At 43.6% G+C, this 16,125-nt stretch carries 17 protein-coding genes; 9 read left to right on the plus strand and 8 right to left on the minus strand.

Features of this window, described 5'->3' with window-relative positions:
* Positions 1–9 precede the first annotated feature (9 nt).
* From ViNHUV68_RS06595 to ttcA, 3 genes are all read left to right on the plus strand, one after another.
* A complete protein-coding gene (locus ViNHUV68_RS06595) occupies positions 10–759 on the plus strand; it encodes an FNR family transcription factor (protein WP_038174741.1) in 750 nt (249 codons plus the stop codon).
* A 143-nt stretch (positions 760–902) separates the two neighbouring features.
* Positions 903–1,850, plus strand: coding sequence for a universal stress protein UspE (gene uspE, locus ViNHUV68_RS06600; protein WP_038174740.1), 948 nt, complete (start codon positions 903–905; stop codon positions 1,848–1,850).
* Between the two features lie 136 nt (positions 1,851–1,986).
* On the plus strand, positions 1,987–2,919 hold the full coding sequence (ttcA, locus tag ViNHUV68_RS06605) for a tRNA 2-thiocytidine(32) synthetase TtcA (protein ID WP_391090047.1): 933 nt from the start codon (positions 1,987–1,989) through the stop codon (positions 2,917–2,919).
* Positions 2,920–2,976: 57 nt separating this feature from the next.
* On the opposite strand, the gene ViNHUV68_RS06610 is transcribed toward ttcA, so the two are convergent.
* Genes ViNHUV68_RS06610 through ViNHUV68_RS06620 form a run of 3 tightly spaced genes read right to left on the minus strand, consistent with a single transcriptional unit; the run spans position 2,977 to position 5,268 of the window.
* Positions 2,977–3,636 (minus strand): DUF2987 domain-containing protein, encoded by a 660-nt coding sequence (locus ViNHUV68_RS06610; protein WP_038174738.1) that lies wholly within the window; start codon positions 3,634–3,636, stop codon positions 2,977–2,979.
* Positions 3,637–3,647: 11 nt separating this feature from the next.
* Complete coding sequence (locus ViNHUV68_RS06615) at positions 3,648–4,472, minus strand: glucosaminidase domain-containing protein (RefSeq protein WP_391090282.1); 825 nt, start codon at positions 4,470–4,472, stop codon at positions 3,648–3,650.
* A complete protein-coding gene (locus ViNHUV68_RS06620; protein ID WP_038174735.1) occupies positions 4,465–5,268 on the minus strand; it encodes a hypothetical protein in 804 nt (267 codons plus the stop codon). Before ViNHUV68_RS06620 ends, ViNHUV68_RS06615 begins: the two co-directional genes overlap by 8 nt.
* A gap of 379 nt (positions 5,269–5,647) precedes the next feature.
* Between ViNHUV68_RS06620 and potA the strand changes: the two genes are divergently transcribed.
* The 6 genes from potA (at position 5,648) to ViNHUV68_RS06650 (ending at position 11,570) form a co-directional block, all read left to right on the plus strand.
* Positions 5,648–6,781: a spermidine/putrescine ABC transporter ATP-binding protein PotA gene (potA, locus tag ViNHUV68_RS06625; RefSeq protein ID WP_038174733.1), complete on the plus strand. Its 1,134-nt coding sequence runs from the start codon at positions 5,648–5,650 to the stop codon at positions 6,779–6,781.
* Positions 6,762–7,622, plus strand: coding sequence for a spermidine/putrescine ABC transporter permease PotB (gene potB / locus ViNHUV68_RS06630; RefSeq protein WP_038174732.1), 861 nt, complete (start codon positions 6,762–6,764; stop codon positions 7,620–7,622). Before potA ends, potB begins: the two co-directional genes overlap by 20 nt.
* Positions 7,622–8,392, plus strand: a complete 771-nt coding sequence (gene potC / locus ViNHUV68_RS06635) for a spermidine/putrescine ABC transporter permease PotC (protein WP_100752304.1) — start codon at positions 7,622–7,624, stop codon at positions 8,390–8,392. Before potB ends, potC begins: the two co-directional genes overlap by 1 nt.
* Positions 8,393–8,502: 110 nt before the next feature.
* Complete coding sequence (locus ViNHUV68_RS06640; RefSeq protein WP_391090049.1) at positions 8,503–9,537, plus strand: extracellular solute-binding protein; 1,035 nt, start codon at positions 8,503–8,505, stop codon at positions 9,535–9,537.
* A gap of 162 nt (positions 9,538–9,699) precedes the next feature.
* A complete protein-coding gene (locus ViNHUV68_RS06645; protein WP_038174729.1) occupies positions 9,700–10,737 on the plus strand; it encodes an extracellular solute-binding protein in 1,038 nt (345 codons plus the stop codon).
* 59 nt (positions 10,738–10,796) lie between these two features.
* Positions 10,797–11,570, plus strand: coding sequence for a diguanylate cyclase domain-containing protein (locus tag ViNHUV68_RS06650; protein ID WP_391090051.1), 774 nt, complete (start codon positions 10,797–10,799; stop codon positions 11,568–11,570).
* 24 nt (positions 11,571–11,594) lie between these two features.
* Here ViNHUV68_RS06650 and cobB read toward each other — a convergent pair whose 3' ends face one another.
* The 5 genes from cobB to fdh3B form a co-directional block, all read right to left on the minus strand.
* Positions 11,595–12,332: a Sir2 family NAD+-dependent deacetylase gene (gene cobB, locus ViNHUV68_RS06655; RefSeq protein WP_391090053.1), complete on the minus strand. Its 738-nt coding sequence runs from the start codon at positions 12,330–12,332 to the stop codon at positions 11,595–11,597.
* 181 nt (positions 12,333–12,513) lie between these two features.
* A complete protein-coding gene (locus tag ViNHUV68_RS06660; RefSeq protein ID WP_038174725.1) occupies positions 12,514–13,734 on the minus strand; it encodes an ammonium transporter in 1,221 nt (406 codons plus the stop codon).
* Positions 13,735–14,045: 311 nt separating this feature from the next.
* Complete coding sequence (locus ViNHUV68_RS06665) at positions 14,046–14,462, minus strand: membrane protein (protein ID WP_038174724.1); 417 nt, start codon at positions 14,460–14,462, stop codon at positions 14,046–14,048.
* Positions 14,446–15,501, minus strand: a complete 1,056-nt coding sequence (locus ViNHUV68_RS06670; protein WP_391090055.1) for a formate dehydrogenase subunit gamma — start codon at positions 15,499–15,501, stop codon at positions 14,446–14,448. Before ViNHUV68_RS06670 ends, ViNHUV68_RS06665 begins: the two co-directional genes overlap by 17 nt.
* Positions 15,502–15,515: 14 nt before the next feature.
* The gene (gene fdh3B, locus ViNHUV68_RS06675) at positions 15,516–16,124 is read right to left on the minus strand and encodes a formate dehydrogenase FDH3 subunit beta (RefSeq protein WP_004745954.1); all 609 of its coding nucleotides are present in this window, start codon (positions 16,122–16,124) and stop codon (positions 15,516–15,518) included.
* Position 16,125: the final 1 nt, after the last annotated feature.

Consider the following 16,125-nt stretch of genomic DNA (forward strand, 5'->3'; position numbering starts at 1 on the left):
AAGGTTGTTATGATTTCTGAAAAGCCTGCAACAAAGCGCGTTCAATCCGGCGGTTGTGCTATCCACTGCCAAGATTGTAGCATTAGTCAGCTTTGTATTCCGTTTACACTTAATGAGTCTGAGCTCGACCAGCTTGACCAAATCATTGAGCGTAAAAAGCCAATCCAGAAAGGACAAGAACTGTTTAAAGCGGGAGATGAACTCAAGTCTCTTTACGCAATTCGTTCAGGTACAATCAAGAGTTACACCATTACTGAACAAGGTGATGAGCAAATTACTGCGTTTCATCTTGCCGGTGATTTAGTTGGCTTTGATGCGATCACTGGTGATTTGCACCCAAGCTTTGCACAAGCACTAGAAACCTCAATGGTGTGTGAAATTCCTTACGAAATTCTTGACGATCTTTCAGGCAAAATGCCTAAACTACGTCAGCAGATCATGCGTTTGATGAGCAATGAAATCAAAGGCGATCAAGAGATGATATTGCTGCTTTCCAAAAAGAATGCAGAAGAGCGTCTTGCCGCGTTCTTATACAACCTTTCAACCCGTTTCTCTCAGCGCGGCTTTAGCCCTCGTGAATTCCGTTTGACCATGACTCGTGGTGATATCGGTAACTACCTTGGCCTCACCGTTGAAACTATTTCTCGTCTTTTAGGTCGTTTTCAGAAGTCAGAAATTCTTAGTGTTAAAGGCAAATATATCACTATCTTAGATCACGACGCACTAATGGCATTGGCTGGCGTGTCTAAAGAATCGTAATACCTTTCAATGATGTAGCTCGTTATTCATTTTGAAATAGAGCTACATCATACTTCTCTTATAATCCTTCAAATAATGCTAAAACTCTCCTCTTAAGTAAGCTACATTAATCATATAGCCCTCCTCGTCTCTAAGGAGAACATATGAGTATCTATAATAAGATTTTGGTCGTTGCTGACATCAATAAAGATGAACAACCTGCACTTGCTCGTGCGATGCAACTGGCGGAAAAAAGTCGCTCACCAAGTCACGTTACCTTCTTCCTCTCTATCTATGATTTTTCTTACGACATGACATCAATGCTGTCTGTTGATGAACGTGATGCCATGCGTCGTGGCGTTATCCATCAGCGCGAACAGTGGATGCACAAGATTGCCAAAGACTACCTGCTTGATGGTGTTGAATTCGATGTGCGTGTGGTTTGGCACAATCGACCGTATGAAGCGGTTATTGCTGAAGTTTTTGCCGGTGAACATGACATTGTGATTAAAGGCACTCGAAAGCACGATGTATTAGAGTCGGTTATTTTTACACCAACAGATTGGCATTTATTGCGTAAGTGCCCATGTCCTGTATTACTAGTAAAGAATACCGACTGGCCTAAAGATGCGAGCATTTTAGCCTCAGTACACGTTGGCTCAGAAAACGATACACATTTAGGCTTAAATGATGCCATGGTTGAGCAATTAAATAGCTTAACTGAACGATTAGGTGCTAAACCTTATTTGGTTAACGCTTATCCGGTTACGCCTGCCAATATAACCATTGAACTTCCTGAGTTTGATCCTGCAATGTACACTGATGCGGTTCGTGGTCATCACCTGACAGCGATGAAAGCACTACGCCAAAAACACGGTTATGATGAAGAACAAACGGTTGTTGAGCAAGGCTTACCCGAAGATGTCATTCCAGATACCGCAGAAAGGTTAAACGCGGCTATGGTTATTATTGGCACCACTGGCCGAACTGGTTTGTCTGCAGTCTTTATTGGCAATACCGCTGAACATGTCATCGATAAGATCAACTGCGATGTCCTTGCACTTAAACCACAAGGCTATGTCAGCCCTCTTGACCCTAAAACTGCAATCTAACTAAATCAATACTCCCCTTGGCCGCGCTAAGGGGATTTTTTTGTCTTTCGTTCATCAATAGATCTGGCATCTGCTTTATTTATCCGTATCATACCCCCTTCATTTTGTATTGAAGATTGACGAAGACTGCAAGCCAATGACTGAGCAAACTCAAGAGCGTACTAAAGCTCAACAATATAACTTTAATAAGCTACAAAAGCGCATCCGCCGCAATACAGGCCAAGCGATCCAAGACTTCAACATGATTGAAGATGGTGATCGAATTATGGTCTGCCTCTCTGGTGGTAAAGACAGCTTTACGATGCTTGAAATTCTGATGAGTTTGCAGAAAAGTGCGCCAATATCTTTTTCTTTGGTCGCGGTCAATCTCGATCAAAAACAGCCAGGTTTCCCAGAGCATATTCTTCCAGAGTATCTTGAGTCTTTGGGCGTTGAATACAAAATCGTTGAAGAAGACACTTACTCGATTGTTCGAGACAAGATCCCAGAAGGTAAAACAACCTGCTCACTGTGTTCACGTTTAAGACGGGGTATTTTGTACCGCACGGCAAAAGAGCTTGGGGCAACAAAAATAGCACTTGGACATCATCGCGATGATATTCTCGAAACGTTATTCTTGAATATGTTCCATGGTGGAAAAATGAAAAGCATGCCACCTAAGCTTGTCTCTGATAATGGCGAGCATGTGGTAATTCGTCCGTTGGCGTATTGTCGTGAAAAAGACATCATCAAGTTTTCTGCTATGCGTGAATATCCGATCATTCCATGTAACTTGTGTGGCTCTCAGCCAAACTTACAACGTCAAAACATTAAGCAGATGCTCAATGAATGGGATAAGCGCTTCCCTGGTCGTATTGAGTCAATGTTCAGCGCTTTGCAAAATGTCGTCCCGAGTCACCTAGCGGACTTCGAGTTGTTTGACTTTAAGTCGATCGACAAAGACTCTGGTGTTATTAACGGTGGTGATATTGGCTTTGATAAAGAAGAGCTACCTAGCCAAGCGTCATCAGCGCAAGATTTAGTTCAAGAGTTTGATCCCAGCCTACAGCTCAATGTCACCAATCTCTAATTGATAAAGGGTCGTAAATGCGACCCTTTTATATAACGAGCAACGTTTCTTTTTGACTTAATTCGCTTTGGGTAAGTAAGGCAGTACACGCGAGGTTTCAGCTGGAAGCATCATGGTGCCTCCCTGGCCTATTTCCGATAGAGCGACCTGAGCTTTACCGTCAATGATGGGTTTTGTTTGACCATTAGAGAACACAATTTGCGAGTTAAGCTTGTCCGGAAATTCTAGTGTCACGCCTTCGACATCTGGCGTAAACCAACTGGCGAACATTCCTCCTAACTCTTCTAAGATAGTTTGCATTTGTGGTAACAATACTTTGATTTCATCATAGCTCACGCTACCTGACAACGGCGCCTTGGTCATGACAACCATTGAAAAGTCACAACGTTGATCCATTGGCGTTTGCACAAATACCAGTGGATTAGCGGAACGTAAGTTGTCATCGAGCGGTACCAGTACTTCCTGGTAAGGCGAAACTTGTAACTCTTCGTAGTGCTCTTCTTTCTCCATCCAAGCTTTTTCGATATGACACAGTTGCTTAGTATTGGCATTTAAAAAGAAAAATCCGACTTTAACATCGTCGTGCCCCTCTTTAGCATTTTGCTTCATGTGCGAAAAAAGCTTTGAGTAGGTAAACATATATTCTTGAGCTTGCACTGGAATAACCACGGAACTACTGAGCATAGCGGCTAAAATTGCTAACGATACTTTCTTCATTGTTTTCTTTCTTATTGATTTATTGAGGGAGTTTCCCAGAACCGCTTATTTTGCCTGATCATCGCTTGTAAATCATTGACGTATGCCTCACCGCGCTCAGAGTATCTTAACAATCCATTGGTCAGCGCCATTGCAGCGTCAGTATCGGTTAAACTTTGTCCGGCCAAATGACGTTGGTAACGAATTTCACGTAACTGTTCGTACGCCTTGTTACGATTGACATTCATAAAATAGCCGTTAATAGATTGTTGGACTGATCCAAATTTAGCCACTTCATGAGTCATACCCTCGCCTCTTTGCATTGGCACTAAACCGCATCCCGACGTATAACACCATTGACCAAAATAGTTGTTTGCTTGTGTGGCAAAACGAGACGTCCCCCAAGCCGATTCATTGGCGCCTTGAACCAGAACCAAAGCCTCAGGAATGACATCTACTCTGTGCAGCATATCGTCTAGCCAAGCTTGGTTAATTCCTTGGGTTGGCAACGCAACGTTGTATAGTTGGCCCAGTCGCTTAGCGTAGCTGATATCACTTGCAGAGAGTGTTTGACTATTAAAATGATCAGCGATCGACTCCAACCACTTACGCTCATCAATAATGCGTTTGTTTTCTAGAGCAATACCAGGCCTTAAGTAATCAAAAAAGGCTTGTTTCTTCTGGTTTACATCTTTAATTGCAGCAAAATCAGGTGCATCACCAACCGACTTTTCAATCGAACCAGTCGTTGGCTCCGTCGGCGCTGTATGCTGTTGAACGTTTAGTTCATAACTATAAAAACTACAACCAGCAATGACCGCTGCGACAGCAATTGCGGCAAACTCACTCTTACGCATTGAACACTTGTGGATCGTCATCGTTATCATCTTTATTTTGTGGGCGGTCGGTTGCAACAATTTTTAATTTAATGCCGAACATGTTGCGGTAAATAATCCCTTTTACATGGAAAAAGAATGGTAAAACAATGATCAAGCCAATACCGTAAGACATGGCGCTAATTACGAACATAATCGAGATAAATAAGTAGATTCCGGATAAGACAAAAATTTTCTTATTCACTGCGCGAAGCGAGAGCAATAAGGATTGCATTGGTGGAATCTTCTTTTCACAAATCAGCAAAATAGCGTTACTAAAGGCTAGCGAGAGGTAAAGGGATAGCAGGGGAAAAATCATACCTGCGATACCTTGTAACAGTAAGCTAAATAACGTGGCTAAGATGACAGGGACAGTGTGCTGTAAGCCTTTACCGATATGACGAGGTTTGGTCGCAAGCCCAGCAGCATGGCTCATCGCCATAAGGCTAATCCCAGCGTAGATTGGTGCGCTAATCACTTCATAACTGAAGTTAGCTACCATGATGGCATTGAAAATACTTGGGTCAAACGCTTCTGGATTAATAAAAGCGTCAATGATGATGCCAGGATTCCCCAATTGCAGTTTCAACGCGGCATAGAAAATGGCCAACTGTAAAGCAATCAAAATTACAATCGATGGTGAAAACGAGAGGAAGTTCTTGAGCGTATGTTGCCAAGCTTCACGAAACACCTCTCCAGCTTTGAGCTCGTAGTCGCCAGACAGTGCTCGGTCAACACTTCCGCCTAAGTTGAAGTCTTTTTCAATGTCATTGTTCATTCTTGAATCCAATGCTTAATGACAATGCCACTAAGCTAACCTGTTGATAAAAAGTTGCGAGTATTATACGTCAACCAAGCTAAGTCTAAAATCAGTTCTCGAACATCCGCTTGCTTTCCTGTCTGATTGGTTGATAATTAAGCACTAAACGCAGTGCATAAGTGTTTATATCCCAATAAAAACAAAGAGATTTTTCTTACATAAGTACGACTCTCGGTAAATAGAAAGTGTATGGTAAGGAATGTTTACTTTTATCGACAAATTTTTTTCTGTTTCAAGATGAGAAAATGCTTTGATTTCACACTATTGGTGATTATGATGCGCGCCTCGAATTTGTGTAACAATCGGTCGTTGAACTTAGGTTTCAGTGACGCCCCAAATGGGAGAAAAACAGACGTTGAACGCTACTAAACATGCAGGACAACCAGTTGTACGTCTAACTGGCATAAGTAAAAGTTTTGATGGCAAGGAAATCATCTCGAATTTGAATTTGGATGTTAACCATGGTGAGTTCCTTACAATTTTAGGTCCTTCCGGCTGTGGTAAAACGACCGTATTGAGGATGATTGCGGGTTTTGAAGCCGCTGATAGCGGTGAAATCACCCTAGCCAATCAGAATGTCACTCAAGTTCCTGCAGAGCAAAGGCACGTCAATACTGTATTTCAGAGTTATGCACTATTTCCCCATATGACCGTGTTTGAAAACGTTGCCTTTGGTTTACGGATGCAAAAAGTGAATGCTGCAGACATTGAGCCTCGCGTCATGGAAGCCCTGCGAATGGTTCGACTTGAGAAGATGGCTGCGCGTAAACCACACCAACTGTCTGGGGGTCAGCAACAACGTATCGCGATAGCGCGTGCGGTTGTGAATAAGCCCAAAGTTTTATTGCTTGATGAATCATTGTCTGCACTCGACTACAAATTGCGCAAGCAGATGCAAATTGAACTAAAGCAACTTCAACGTCAGCTTGGGATCACTTTTATCTTCGTGACTCACGACCAAGAAGAAGCCTTGTCAATGTCTGACCGCATTATTGTGATGCGTGATGGTGTGGTTGAGCAAGATGGCTCTCCACGCGAAATCTATGAAGAGCCAAAAAATCTATTCGTTGCCAAATTTATTGGCGAGATCAACGTCTTTAACGCGACGATGCTTGAACGCACCGACAACAAACGCATTCGCGCCAATATTGAAGGCGTTGACTCAGTTGTCTACTGCAATAAATCCGCCAACAGCGGTGATAAGCTGCAAGTATTACTGCGCCCAGAAGATCTTCGCATCGAAGAGATCAAAGAGTCTGAGCAAAGAGGCATTGTAGGTCACGTAATGGAACGGACTTACAAAGGCATGACGCTAGATTCAGTGATCGAACTTGAGTCTGGTATGCGTGTCATGGTCAGCGAATTTTTCAATGAAGACGATCCCGATGTGGACCACTCTTTAGGTCAAAAAGTTGCTATCACTTGGGTTGAAAGTTGGGAGGTCGTCCTCAATGAAAGCCAAGACGATTAGTCTACAAAATGCGATCATTGCCCTGATTGTCGGTTGGTTAACGCTGTTTGTGCTGATCCCAAACGTGATGATCATTGCAACCAGTTTCCTTACGCGTGATGAATCCAATCTCATTGAGCTGACATTCACGTTGGATAACTATGTCCGTTTGATCGATCCACTCTATGCCAAGGTGTTGTTGCACTCTTTTTATATGGCCATTATCGCGACGTTGTTGTGTTTAGTGATTGGCTATCCATTCGCGTATATCGTTGCAAAAATGCCGCCTAAATGGCGCCCTATTATGCTGTTCTTGGTGATTGTTCCTTTTTGGACTAACTCATTGATTCGTACCTATGGAATGAAAATAGTCTTAGGCACGCAAGGAATTTTAAATAAATCACTGATGGCAATGGAAATTATCGATAAACCGATACGTCTGATGTACACCGAAACCGCGGTGATGATCGGTTTGGTCTACATCCTTTTACCGTTTATGATTTTGCCGCTCTATTCCGCTATTGAGAAGCTAGATCACACTTATATTGAAGCTGCTAAAGATTTAGGGGCCAATAAGTTGCAAACCATCACTAAGATAATTTTGCCTCTGACTATGCCGGGAATCATCGGCGGCTGCTTGTTAGTGCTGTTGCCCGCTTTGGGGATGTTTTACATCTCAGACTTATTAGGTGGGGCGAAGAATCTATTGATTGGTAACGTGATTAAGAGCCAAGTATTGAATGCGCGAGATTGGCCTTTTGGCGCGGCGACTAGCATTGCCTTAACCATTGCGATGGCGATTATGCTTTATGCTTACTACCGTGCAGGCAAACTGTTGAATAAAAAAGCGGAGCTAGACTGATGGGACGAGCAGTTCGATTTAGCTTTATGGCGTTAGTGTACGCGTTTTTGTATCTGCCAATTATCGTGTTGATCGTTAACTCATTTAATGCCAACAAATTTGGTATGAAATGGGGCGGCTTCACCACCAAGTGGTATGAAACCCTAGTTAACAATGACAGCTTAATGCAGGCAGCGTGGCATTCACTGAATGTTGCCGTTTTCTCTGCTACCGCAGCGACGATTATCGGTAGCTTGACCGCCGTAGCCCTATTTCGCTACACCTTTAAAGGCAAACGTGCGGTCAACGGTATGCTGTTCGTGGTGATGATGTCACCAGACATCGTAATGGCGATCTCGCTATTGGCTTTGTTCTTGGTGCTAGGAGCTCAGCTCGGTTTCATCACCTTGCTTATTGCGCATATTACTTTCTGTTTACCGTTTGTCGTGGTGACTGTTTACAGTCGCTTAAATGGTTTTGACGTAAAAATGCTTGAGGCTGCAAAAGATCTCGGGGCAAGTGAGTGGACGATTTTGAAGCAAATCATTCTGCCACTTGCCAAACCTGCCGTTGCTGCAGGATGGCTATTGAGCTTTACCCTATCGCTTGACGACGTCATCATCAGCTCTTTTGTTACTGGGCCAACATACGAAATCTTGCCATTGAAAATTTACTCAATGGTTAAGGTCGGTATTTCACCCGAGGTCAATGCGCTCGCAACCGTGATGTTAATTGTTTCATTATTTCTTGTTATCGTCTCTCAATTGTTGGCAAGAGAAAAAGTACAGTAGTATCACGTTCGATTTCACTAAATAGGATGGCATGTCGCCATTCTATTTTCTATCTAGTGCCAATTAATGACTTTCATTATGCGGCAACGTTTGGTTTGGAGCTAACGTAAATGAAAAAATGGGCTACTTTATTAGCTGGTAGTGCATGTGCGCTTTCACTGTTCTCAGGTTCAGTAACAGCGGACGAAAACAAACAATTGGTATTTATGAACTGGGGGCCTTACATCAGCAGTAATATCCTAGAACAGTTTACCGAGGAAACGGGTATTAAGGTTATCTATTCGACTTATGAGTCGAACGAAACCTTGTATGCCAAACTAAAGACGCATAATCAGGGTTACGACCTTGTTGTGCCATCAACCTACTTTGTTGCTAAAATGCGCGATGAAGGTATGTTGCAAAAAATTGATAAAACTAAGCTGACTAACTTTAACAATTTAGATAAAAACTATCTAAACAAGCCTTATGACCCAAACAATGACTACTCTATTCCCCATGTTGTTGCTATTACAGGGCTAGCGGTTAATGCCGACATGTACGATCCGAATGATTTTCAAAGCTGGGCTGATCTATGGAACCCAGAGCTTGAAGGCCAATTGATGCTGATGGATGACACACGCGAAGTGTTCCATATTGCGCTACGTAAACTTGGCTATTCGGGTAATTCTACCGATCCAAAACAGATTGATGAAGCATACGCCGAGCTGCAAAAATTGATGCCCAATGTACTGGTGTTTAATTCCGACAACCCTGGAGCACCCTACATGTCTGGCGAGGTAGGTGTCGGTATGCTTTGGAATGGTAGCGCCGCCGCTGCACAAAACGAAGGCATGAATCTAAAACTGGTCTTCCCAAAAGAAGGCGGGATCGGCTGGGTTGATAACTTCGCGATCTCTTCAGGTGCAAAGCACGTTGACGCTGCGCACAAGATGATTGATTTCCTCCTACGTCCAGAAATAGCTGAGCAAATCTCTCGTGATACGGGGTATCTCACCGCGGTTGCCGAATCGAATGCGAAGTTTAAAGATGTTGCTCCGTTATTCCCATCGCAACACGATCTTGACCGCGTTGAATGGCAAGATTCTGTGGGTGATTTAACGGCGAAATACGAAGAGTATTTCTTGAAGTTGAAAGCCGGCCAATAAGCCGAAGTTCAGCAAAAATAGGCAGCGTTCGCTGCCTATTTTCGTTTATGGCTGATATACTAATCCGTTGCTAGGTTTGTCATATGACAAGCAGATTCAATCATCAGGCTCACTCAGAAGAGACAGGCTTTTGAGCGTTCATAGATAAAAAACGGAAATCAAATGAAAAGTAAATTCTACGCAAGTGCGCTATGCGCAGCGACGCTATTCACGACGCCTGCAATGGCGGCTGATCAAGAACTCTACTTCTACAATTGGTCTGAATATATTCCCAATGAAGTTCTTGAAGACTTTACGAAAGAGACCGGAATAAAAGTGATTTATTCCACTTATGAGTCAAACGAAAGCATGTACGCAAAGTTAAAGACTCAAGGTTCTGGTTACGATCTCGTTGTACCGTCAACCTATTTTGTGTCTAAAATGCGTAAAGAGGGAATGCTGCAACAAATCGACAAAACTAAGCTATCTCACTTCGCCGACTTGGATACTAACTTCCTAAATAAACCTTTCGATCCAAGTAACAACTACTCTATCCCTTACATTTGGGGTGCAACCGGTATTGGTATTAACTCTGATATGCTTGATAAGTCATCAGTAACCAAATGGGATGACTTTTGGGATAGCAAGTGGGAAGGCCAACTGATGCTGATGGACGACTCACGTGAAGTATTCCATATTGCGTTAACAAAATTGGGCTACTCGCCAAATACAACCAATCCAGATGAAATCAAAGCGGCGTACGAAGAGTTAAGAAAACTGATGCCAAACGTGCTGCTATTTAATTCTGATAACCCAGCGGTACCTTACTTAGGCGGTGAAGTTTCATTAGGTATGTTGTGGAATGGTTCAGCCTACGCCGCTCGTCAAGAAGGCGCTTCAATCGACATTATCTGGCCAGAAAAAGGCACTGTTTTCTGGATGGATAGCCTATCAATTCCATCAGGTGCGAAAAACATTGAAGCGGCGCATAAGATGATCGACTTCCTACTACGTCCTGAAAACGCAGCGAAAATTGCGTTAGAGATTGGTTACCCTACTCCAGTGGCGGCGGCGCACAAGCTATTGCCGAAAACGTTCACTGAAGATCAGAACATTTTCCCACCGCAAGCGGTAATGGACAGCGGTACTTGGCAAGATGAAGTTGGTGAAGCCAGTGTTCTATACGATGAGTATTTCCAAAAACTAAAAGTAGATAACTAAACAATTTGTTTTACACTTAATAAAGCGGCACAAGCCGCTTTATTTATATCTGGAGAAGCATGTATAGAGCGACACTCTTTTTTATTTCAATACTTATTGGTGCGCATCTCATTATGCTCATCATTAGTCATTTTCTTGCCATTGATTCTCGCTACGATTTACTGTTTGAAACGAACACACTCATTCTGGTTATTTACCTTGCGAACATTTCATTAAACACGATTAAATCCAATACGATGATTCTATACGGCATCGGTTTACTCATCATCAATAGCTTTTATGAGGTCGTTACCGAATTCAACTACTTCAACCAGATAGCAGACCATCACCCGATGATTGACTCATTGATGGAAGATGGGATGTTACAACTTTCCTTTTTACTTTTAGCGTTTGGCATTACTAAGCTGGTTCACTCGGCTCAAAAGAGTGCAACAACAGACGAGTTAACAGGGCTATACAACCGTAAAAAACTCCATGATATCGAGCTCGATCCATTTGAATTGGTATTTATTGATTTAGATGGATTAAAAGCGGTCAATGATACCCAGGGGCATTTGATGGGTGACACGGTGATTGTTCGGTTTGCTACTGTACTAAAAAACTGCACCATCGATTCTGAACAAGCATTTCGCATTGGTGGTGATGAGTTTGTCGTGGTTTGTTTGCCTGAACGCGCGGAAACTTTCATTACCGAAGTGAAACAGCAACTGGAAAAAGATCCCATCGCCTTTAGTTACGGGATTGAGCACTCTACCCGTTCGAGCGTGTTTGAATCAATAGAGCGCACAGATAAGGCGATGTATGAAATGAAAAACGCTCAACGTAAGCATTAAGCGTGTTCAAAGGTGTTGTTGCCGTTAGGCATGCTTGATATCAGGCTGTTGTAACGAGAGTATTTCATCGACTAGTTTCGCCACTTCAACACTCGCTTTGCCGTAACGCTTTTCTTCAAATTCACTTTCTACCGCACTCGGCTCTAAGTTTATCTCAATAGTATGAGCGCCGTGCATCCTCGCATCATGAACAAAACCAGCAGCAGGATAAACCACGCCTGAGGTACCAATCGAAACAAACAAATCGGCCTCTTCGAGTGCTGCGTAGATGTCCCCCATTCTCAGTGGCATTTCGCCAAACCAAACCACATGAGGGCGCATCTGTGATGGGATCTGACAACAATGGCACAGGTCACCTGTGTTGATGTCACCTTTCTCTTCAATGACCTGATTAGAAACACTGCAACGTGATTTCAACAACTCACCATGCATGTGAATGACATTCACACTGCCTCCGCGCTCATGAAGATTATCGATATTTTGGGTAATGATGGTTACCTTACCCTCAAGTTGCTCTTCAAGCTTGCCTAACGCTACATGAGCCGCATTAGGCTTAATCTTTGAATCTTGCAGACTGAGACGACGTTGGTTATAAAAGTCTTGAACTAAATCAGGGTTGCGTTCAAAACCCTCGGGCGTTGCGACATCCTCTATGCGATGGTTTTCCCAAAGCCCATCTTGAGCTCGAAAGGTTTGAATTCCCGATTCTGCCGAGATACCCGCGCCAGTTAAGACCACAACGTTACGATAAGGAAAGTTCATACCACATCCTTTTTAGTATTGATGTTGTTAGCTTAGCATTGGCAAGGCTCACACCCTAATAAATTGGGTTAGACCATGGTCGAAAATGGCGCAACTTAACGCTGTTTTTGTGAGGTGAACCTATTTTGTGTGGCAAACCAATAAGGCGGCTTAAACGCCACCTTTGATGGTTGTTGACCCATTAGTCTTCGTTGGTTGACGAGATTTTATGGATGGCTAAGTCGGCACCATTGAACTCATCTTCCTCTGACAGTCGTAAGCCAGACACTTTATCAATCACACCATAAACAATGCCTGCACCGATCAGTGCGATACTAATGCCGACAACTGTACCTAATAGTTGCACACTCAGACTGACGCCACCTAAACCACCTAATGCCGTTTGACCGAAGATTCCCGCAGCGATGCCACCCCATGCACCACATACGCCATGCAGAGGCCATACGCCCAGTACATCATCAATTTTGGTTTTGTTTTGTAGATAAGTAAATAAGTAAACAAACAGAGCTCCAGCGATAGCCCCTGTGACTAAAGCACCGATAGGATGCATCAAGTCCGAGCCTGCACATACGGCCACTAACCCTGCCAATGGACCATTATGAATAAAACCCGGGTCATTTTTACCCACAATCAATGCGGCGACAATACCGCCAACCATTGCCATTAGGCTGTTCATTGCAACAAGACCACTAATGCCGTTGAGGGTTTGGGCTGACATCACATTAAAACCAAACCAGCCGACACACAGAATCCAGGCACCTAAGGCAAGAAACGGAATATTAGACGGTGCAAAGTTGGTATGTTTGCCTGCGCGAATACGGCCTTTACGCATGCCTAAGAAAATAACCGCAACAAGTGCTATCCAACCACCGACAGCATGGACGACGACTGAACCTGCAAAGTCATGGAATCCATAACCAAATTGGCTTTCAAACCAAGCTTGCAAGCCAAAATTACCGTTCCAGATCATTCCTTCGAAGAGCGGATAAACCAAACCGACGGTAAAAAAAGTTGCCACTAAGATTGGGTAGAAACGCGCACGTTCAGCAATACCACCGGATACAATTGCCGGGATCGCTGCTGCAAAGGTCAGTAAGAAAAAGAATTTCACTAACTCATAGCCATTTCCTTGCGACAAGGTTTGCGCATCGGCAAAGAAGTTAGCGCCATAAGCGACCCAATAACCGATGAAAAAATACGCGAGCGCAGAAATACCAAAATCAGCCAGAATTTTCACCAAAGCGTTCACTTGGTTTTTATGTCTGACGGTGCCAACCTCGAGAAAAGCGAAGCCTGCATGCATCAAGAACACCATAATGGCGCCGAGTAAAAGAAATAATGTATCGGAACTTTGGGTCAAGGTTTGTACTGCTCCATGAACCTGACTGGCTGTTACGCTCATCCGTAATGTCTCCATGTTGATTGTCGCGCACTTTTTATGTGCATCAATTTACACTAATCACCATCTTGGTGAATCGGTATGAAGAGGTGTTACGGCAAGTTATGTGCCAGCGAATGATACCATTATCAACTAACATTAAGTCATTGAAATAATGTAGTTAATTATATTGTGAATAACAAGAATTGTATTAAGGCAAGCTTAATTAACGCTTTAATTGCACTAACATGGTGAGACTGCACTAGATTAAAGCGTGCTTTTGTGGTGCAAAAAAAGCCCTAGAGACTAGGGCTTTTATTAAGCAAATGGCATCGCTATAAATTGGGCCCTTTTGAAAAACTAAAGGGTTGATTGTCTTTCAATCGGCTCATTCCCTGATACATCCTGATAAACCAGATAACGATGGCGACTAAACCAAAAACAAAACCAACATAGGGGATGTAATAAGCGATTTGATCAATCACTGGGCTCTTGTACCAGTAGTCATTGACGCCAGAAAGCACCCCATTTGATGTCGCTACCGTGATAATAAGGACCACAAAGTAGGTTAAGTTCAAGAAGAAGGTGCGGATTAAACCATAGTAATGGGAATCGAGAATATCGCCATCTTCTCCTTTATCTAATCGGTAACCCGCATAAACAATCGCCAAAACGCCAGAGATCAAACAGGTAAACGGAGTAAAACAGCTTAGGATATACGCAACCCAAATCCCTTTATGAGGTTTGTTCATTGGTTTGTGCTCCTTTTCTCTGTTGGCTAATCTCAGAAGACTCAGTAAATGTTTGCTCTTTCTCGACGACTTGTTGATACCAAAGATCGTGGTGCTCTTTGGCCCACGTTTCATCGACTTCACCAGTAACCATGCCTTCAAGCGCCCCTTCCATACCAAACAGACCAATATAAATATGGAAAATAAATCCACAGATAAGGATTAAGGCTGCAATCATATGGACGAGGTTCGACATTTCCATGTCTCGGCGTGTTTGACCAAAAATCGGGAAATCAAGAATCAGCCCACTTAAGGCTACGACACTGCCAACAATGATGAGCATCCAAAATAGCGCTTTTTCACCGGCATTAGAAAATTCCGCAGAGGGGTGCGTTCCTTTATGTTTGCCAACCATACCGCCAAGTTTAATAAACCAATCGAAGTCGACTTCTTTAAAGATCGATTTACGCCACCATTTGATCAAAACGCACAACAGTAAGACATAGAAAATCGGTCCGATGTAGTTGTGATACTGTTTGGCCAGCATGACAATGAAGCCCCACAGCTCGGATGGAATGTAAGGTTTAAGGAAGTGTTTGCCATACACCAACATCAAGCCACTGAAAGCTAACGTTAAGAAGGTAAACGCCATACTCCAATGCAGTGCTCTATCGAGTCGCGACCAACGTTTGATTTTCTTCCCCGTTCTTGGGGCACTCAACATCAAAGGGCCAATGGCGACGTACATCAAAGTAACCAATGCGATACTGCCGAAGATAGCGACAGCGCCAGCGGGAGACATCCACTTCTCTTTCAGAATATACCAGGTTTGACCTGGCGTACTGATCAGAATGCCATGCTCGGCAGACTGAGAGGTGGTATAACCCTCTTCACCTTGACGAACCTGGCGCCAAAAATCCGCACCGGCTAGCTGGGTCATTTCACGTTGTGCAACTTGAGACTCGTTTTGCTCAGCATGCACAGGTAACGACAAAGCAAGCAACAATGCTGTCATTAACGACAGCATTGCGAGAGATGCACGTTTAAGTATTGAAAACATGACTCTCTCCAACTCTAACTTTTGGTTGCATCGTAAGACAGATCGTTGCCATCAGTCCAGCCAGCTCCTTTTGCGCCGCGCTCAACAACGCGCTGACGGAAAATATCAGACACTTTCTCTGCATCCCCCGCCAATAGCGCTTTGGTAGAACATAGTGACGCACACATAGGTAACTTGCCTTCAGCAATACGGTTAGCTCCGTATTTTTGACGCTCTTCGACTGAACCCGCTTCTGTTTCAGGACCACCGGCACAGAAGGTGCACTTGTCCATCTTGCCACGCTCACCAAACGCTTCTTGTTTGGGAAACTGAGGGGCGCCAAATGGGCATGCAAACAGACAATAACCACAGCCAATACACAAGTCTTTATTGTGTAGAACAATGCCATCTTCTGTGTGCTCAAAACAATCTGCAGGACAAACCGCCATACAAGGTGCATCAGTACAATGCATGCAGGCGACTGAGATCGAGTTTTCGCCCGGCTCACCGTCATTCAGCGTGACCACTCGGCGGCGCTGGATGCCCCACTCTAACGCATCGTCATTTTCGTTCTTACATGCAGTGACACAGCCGTTACATTCAATGCAGCGCTTGGTGTCACATAGGAATTTCATTCTAGCCATC

This window comes from Vibrio sp. NH-UV-68 (assembly GCF_042940635.1).
Taxonomy (GTDB): domain Bacteria; phylum Pseudomonadota; class Gammaproteobacteria; order Enterobacterales; family Vibrionaceae; genus Vibrio; species Vibrio pacinii.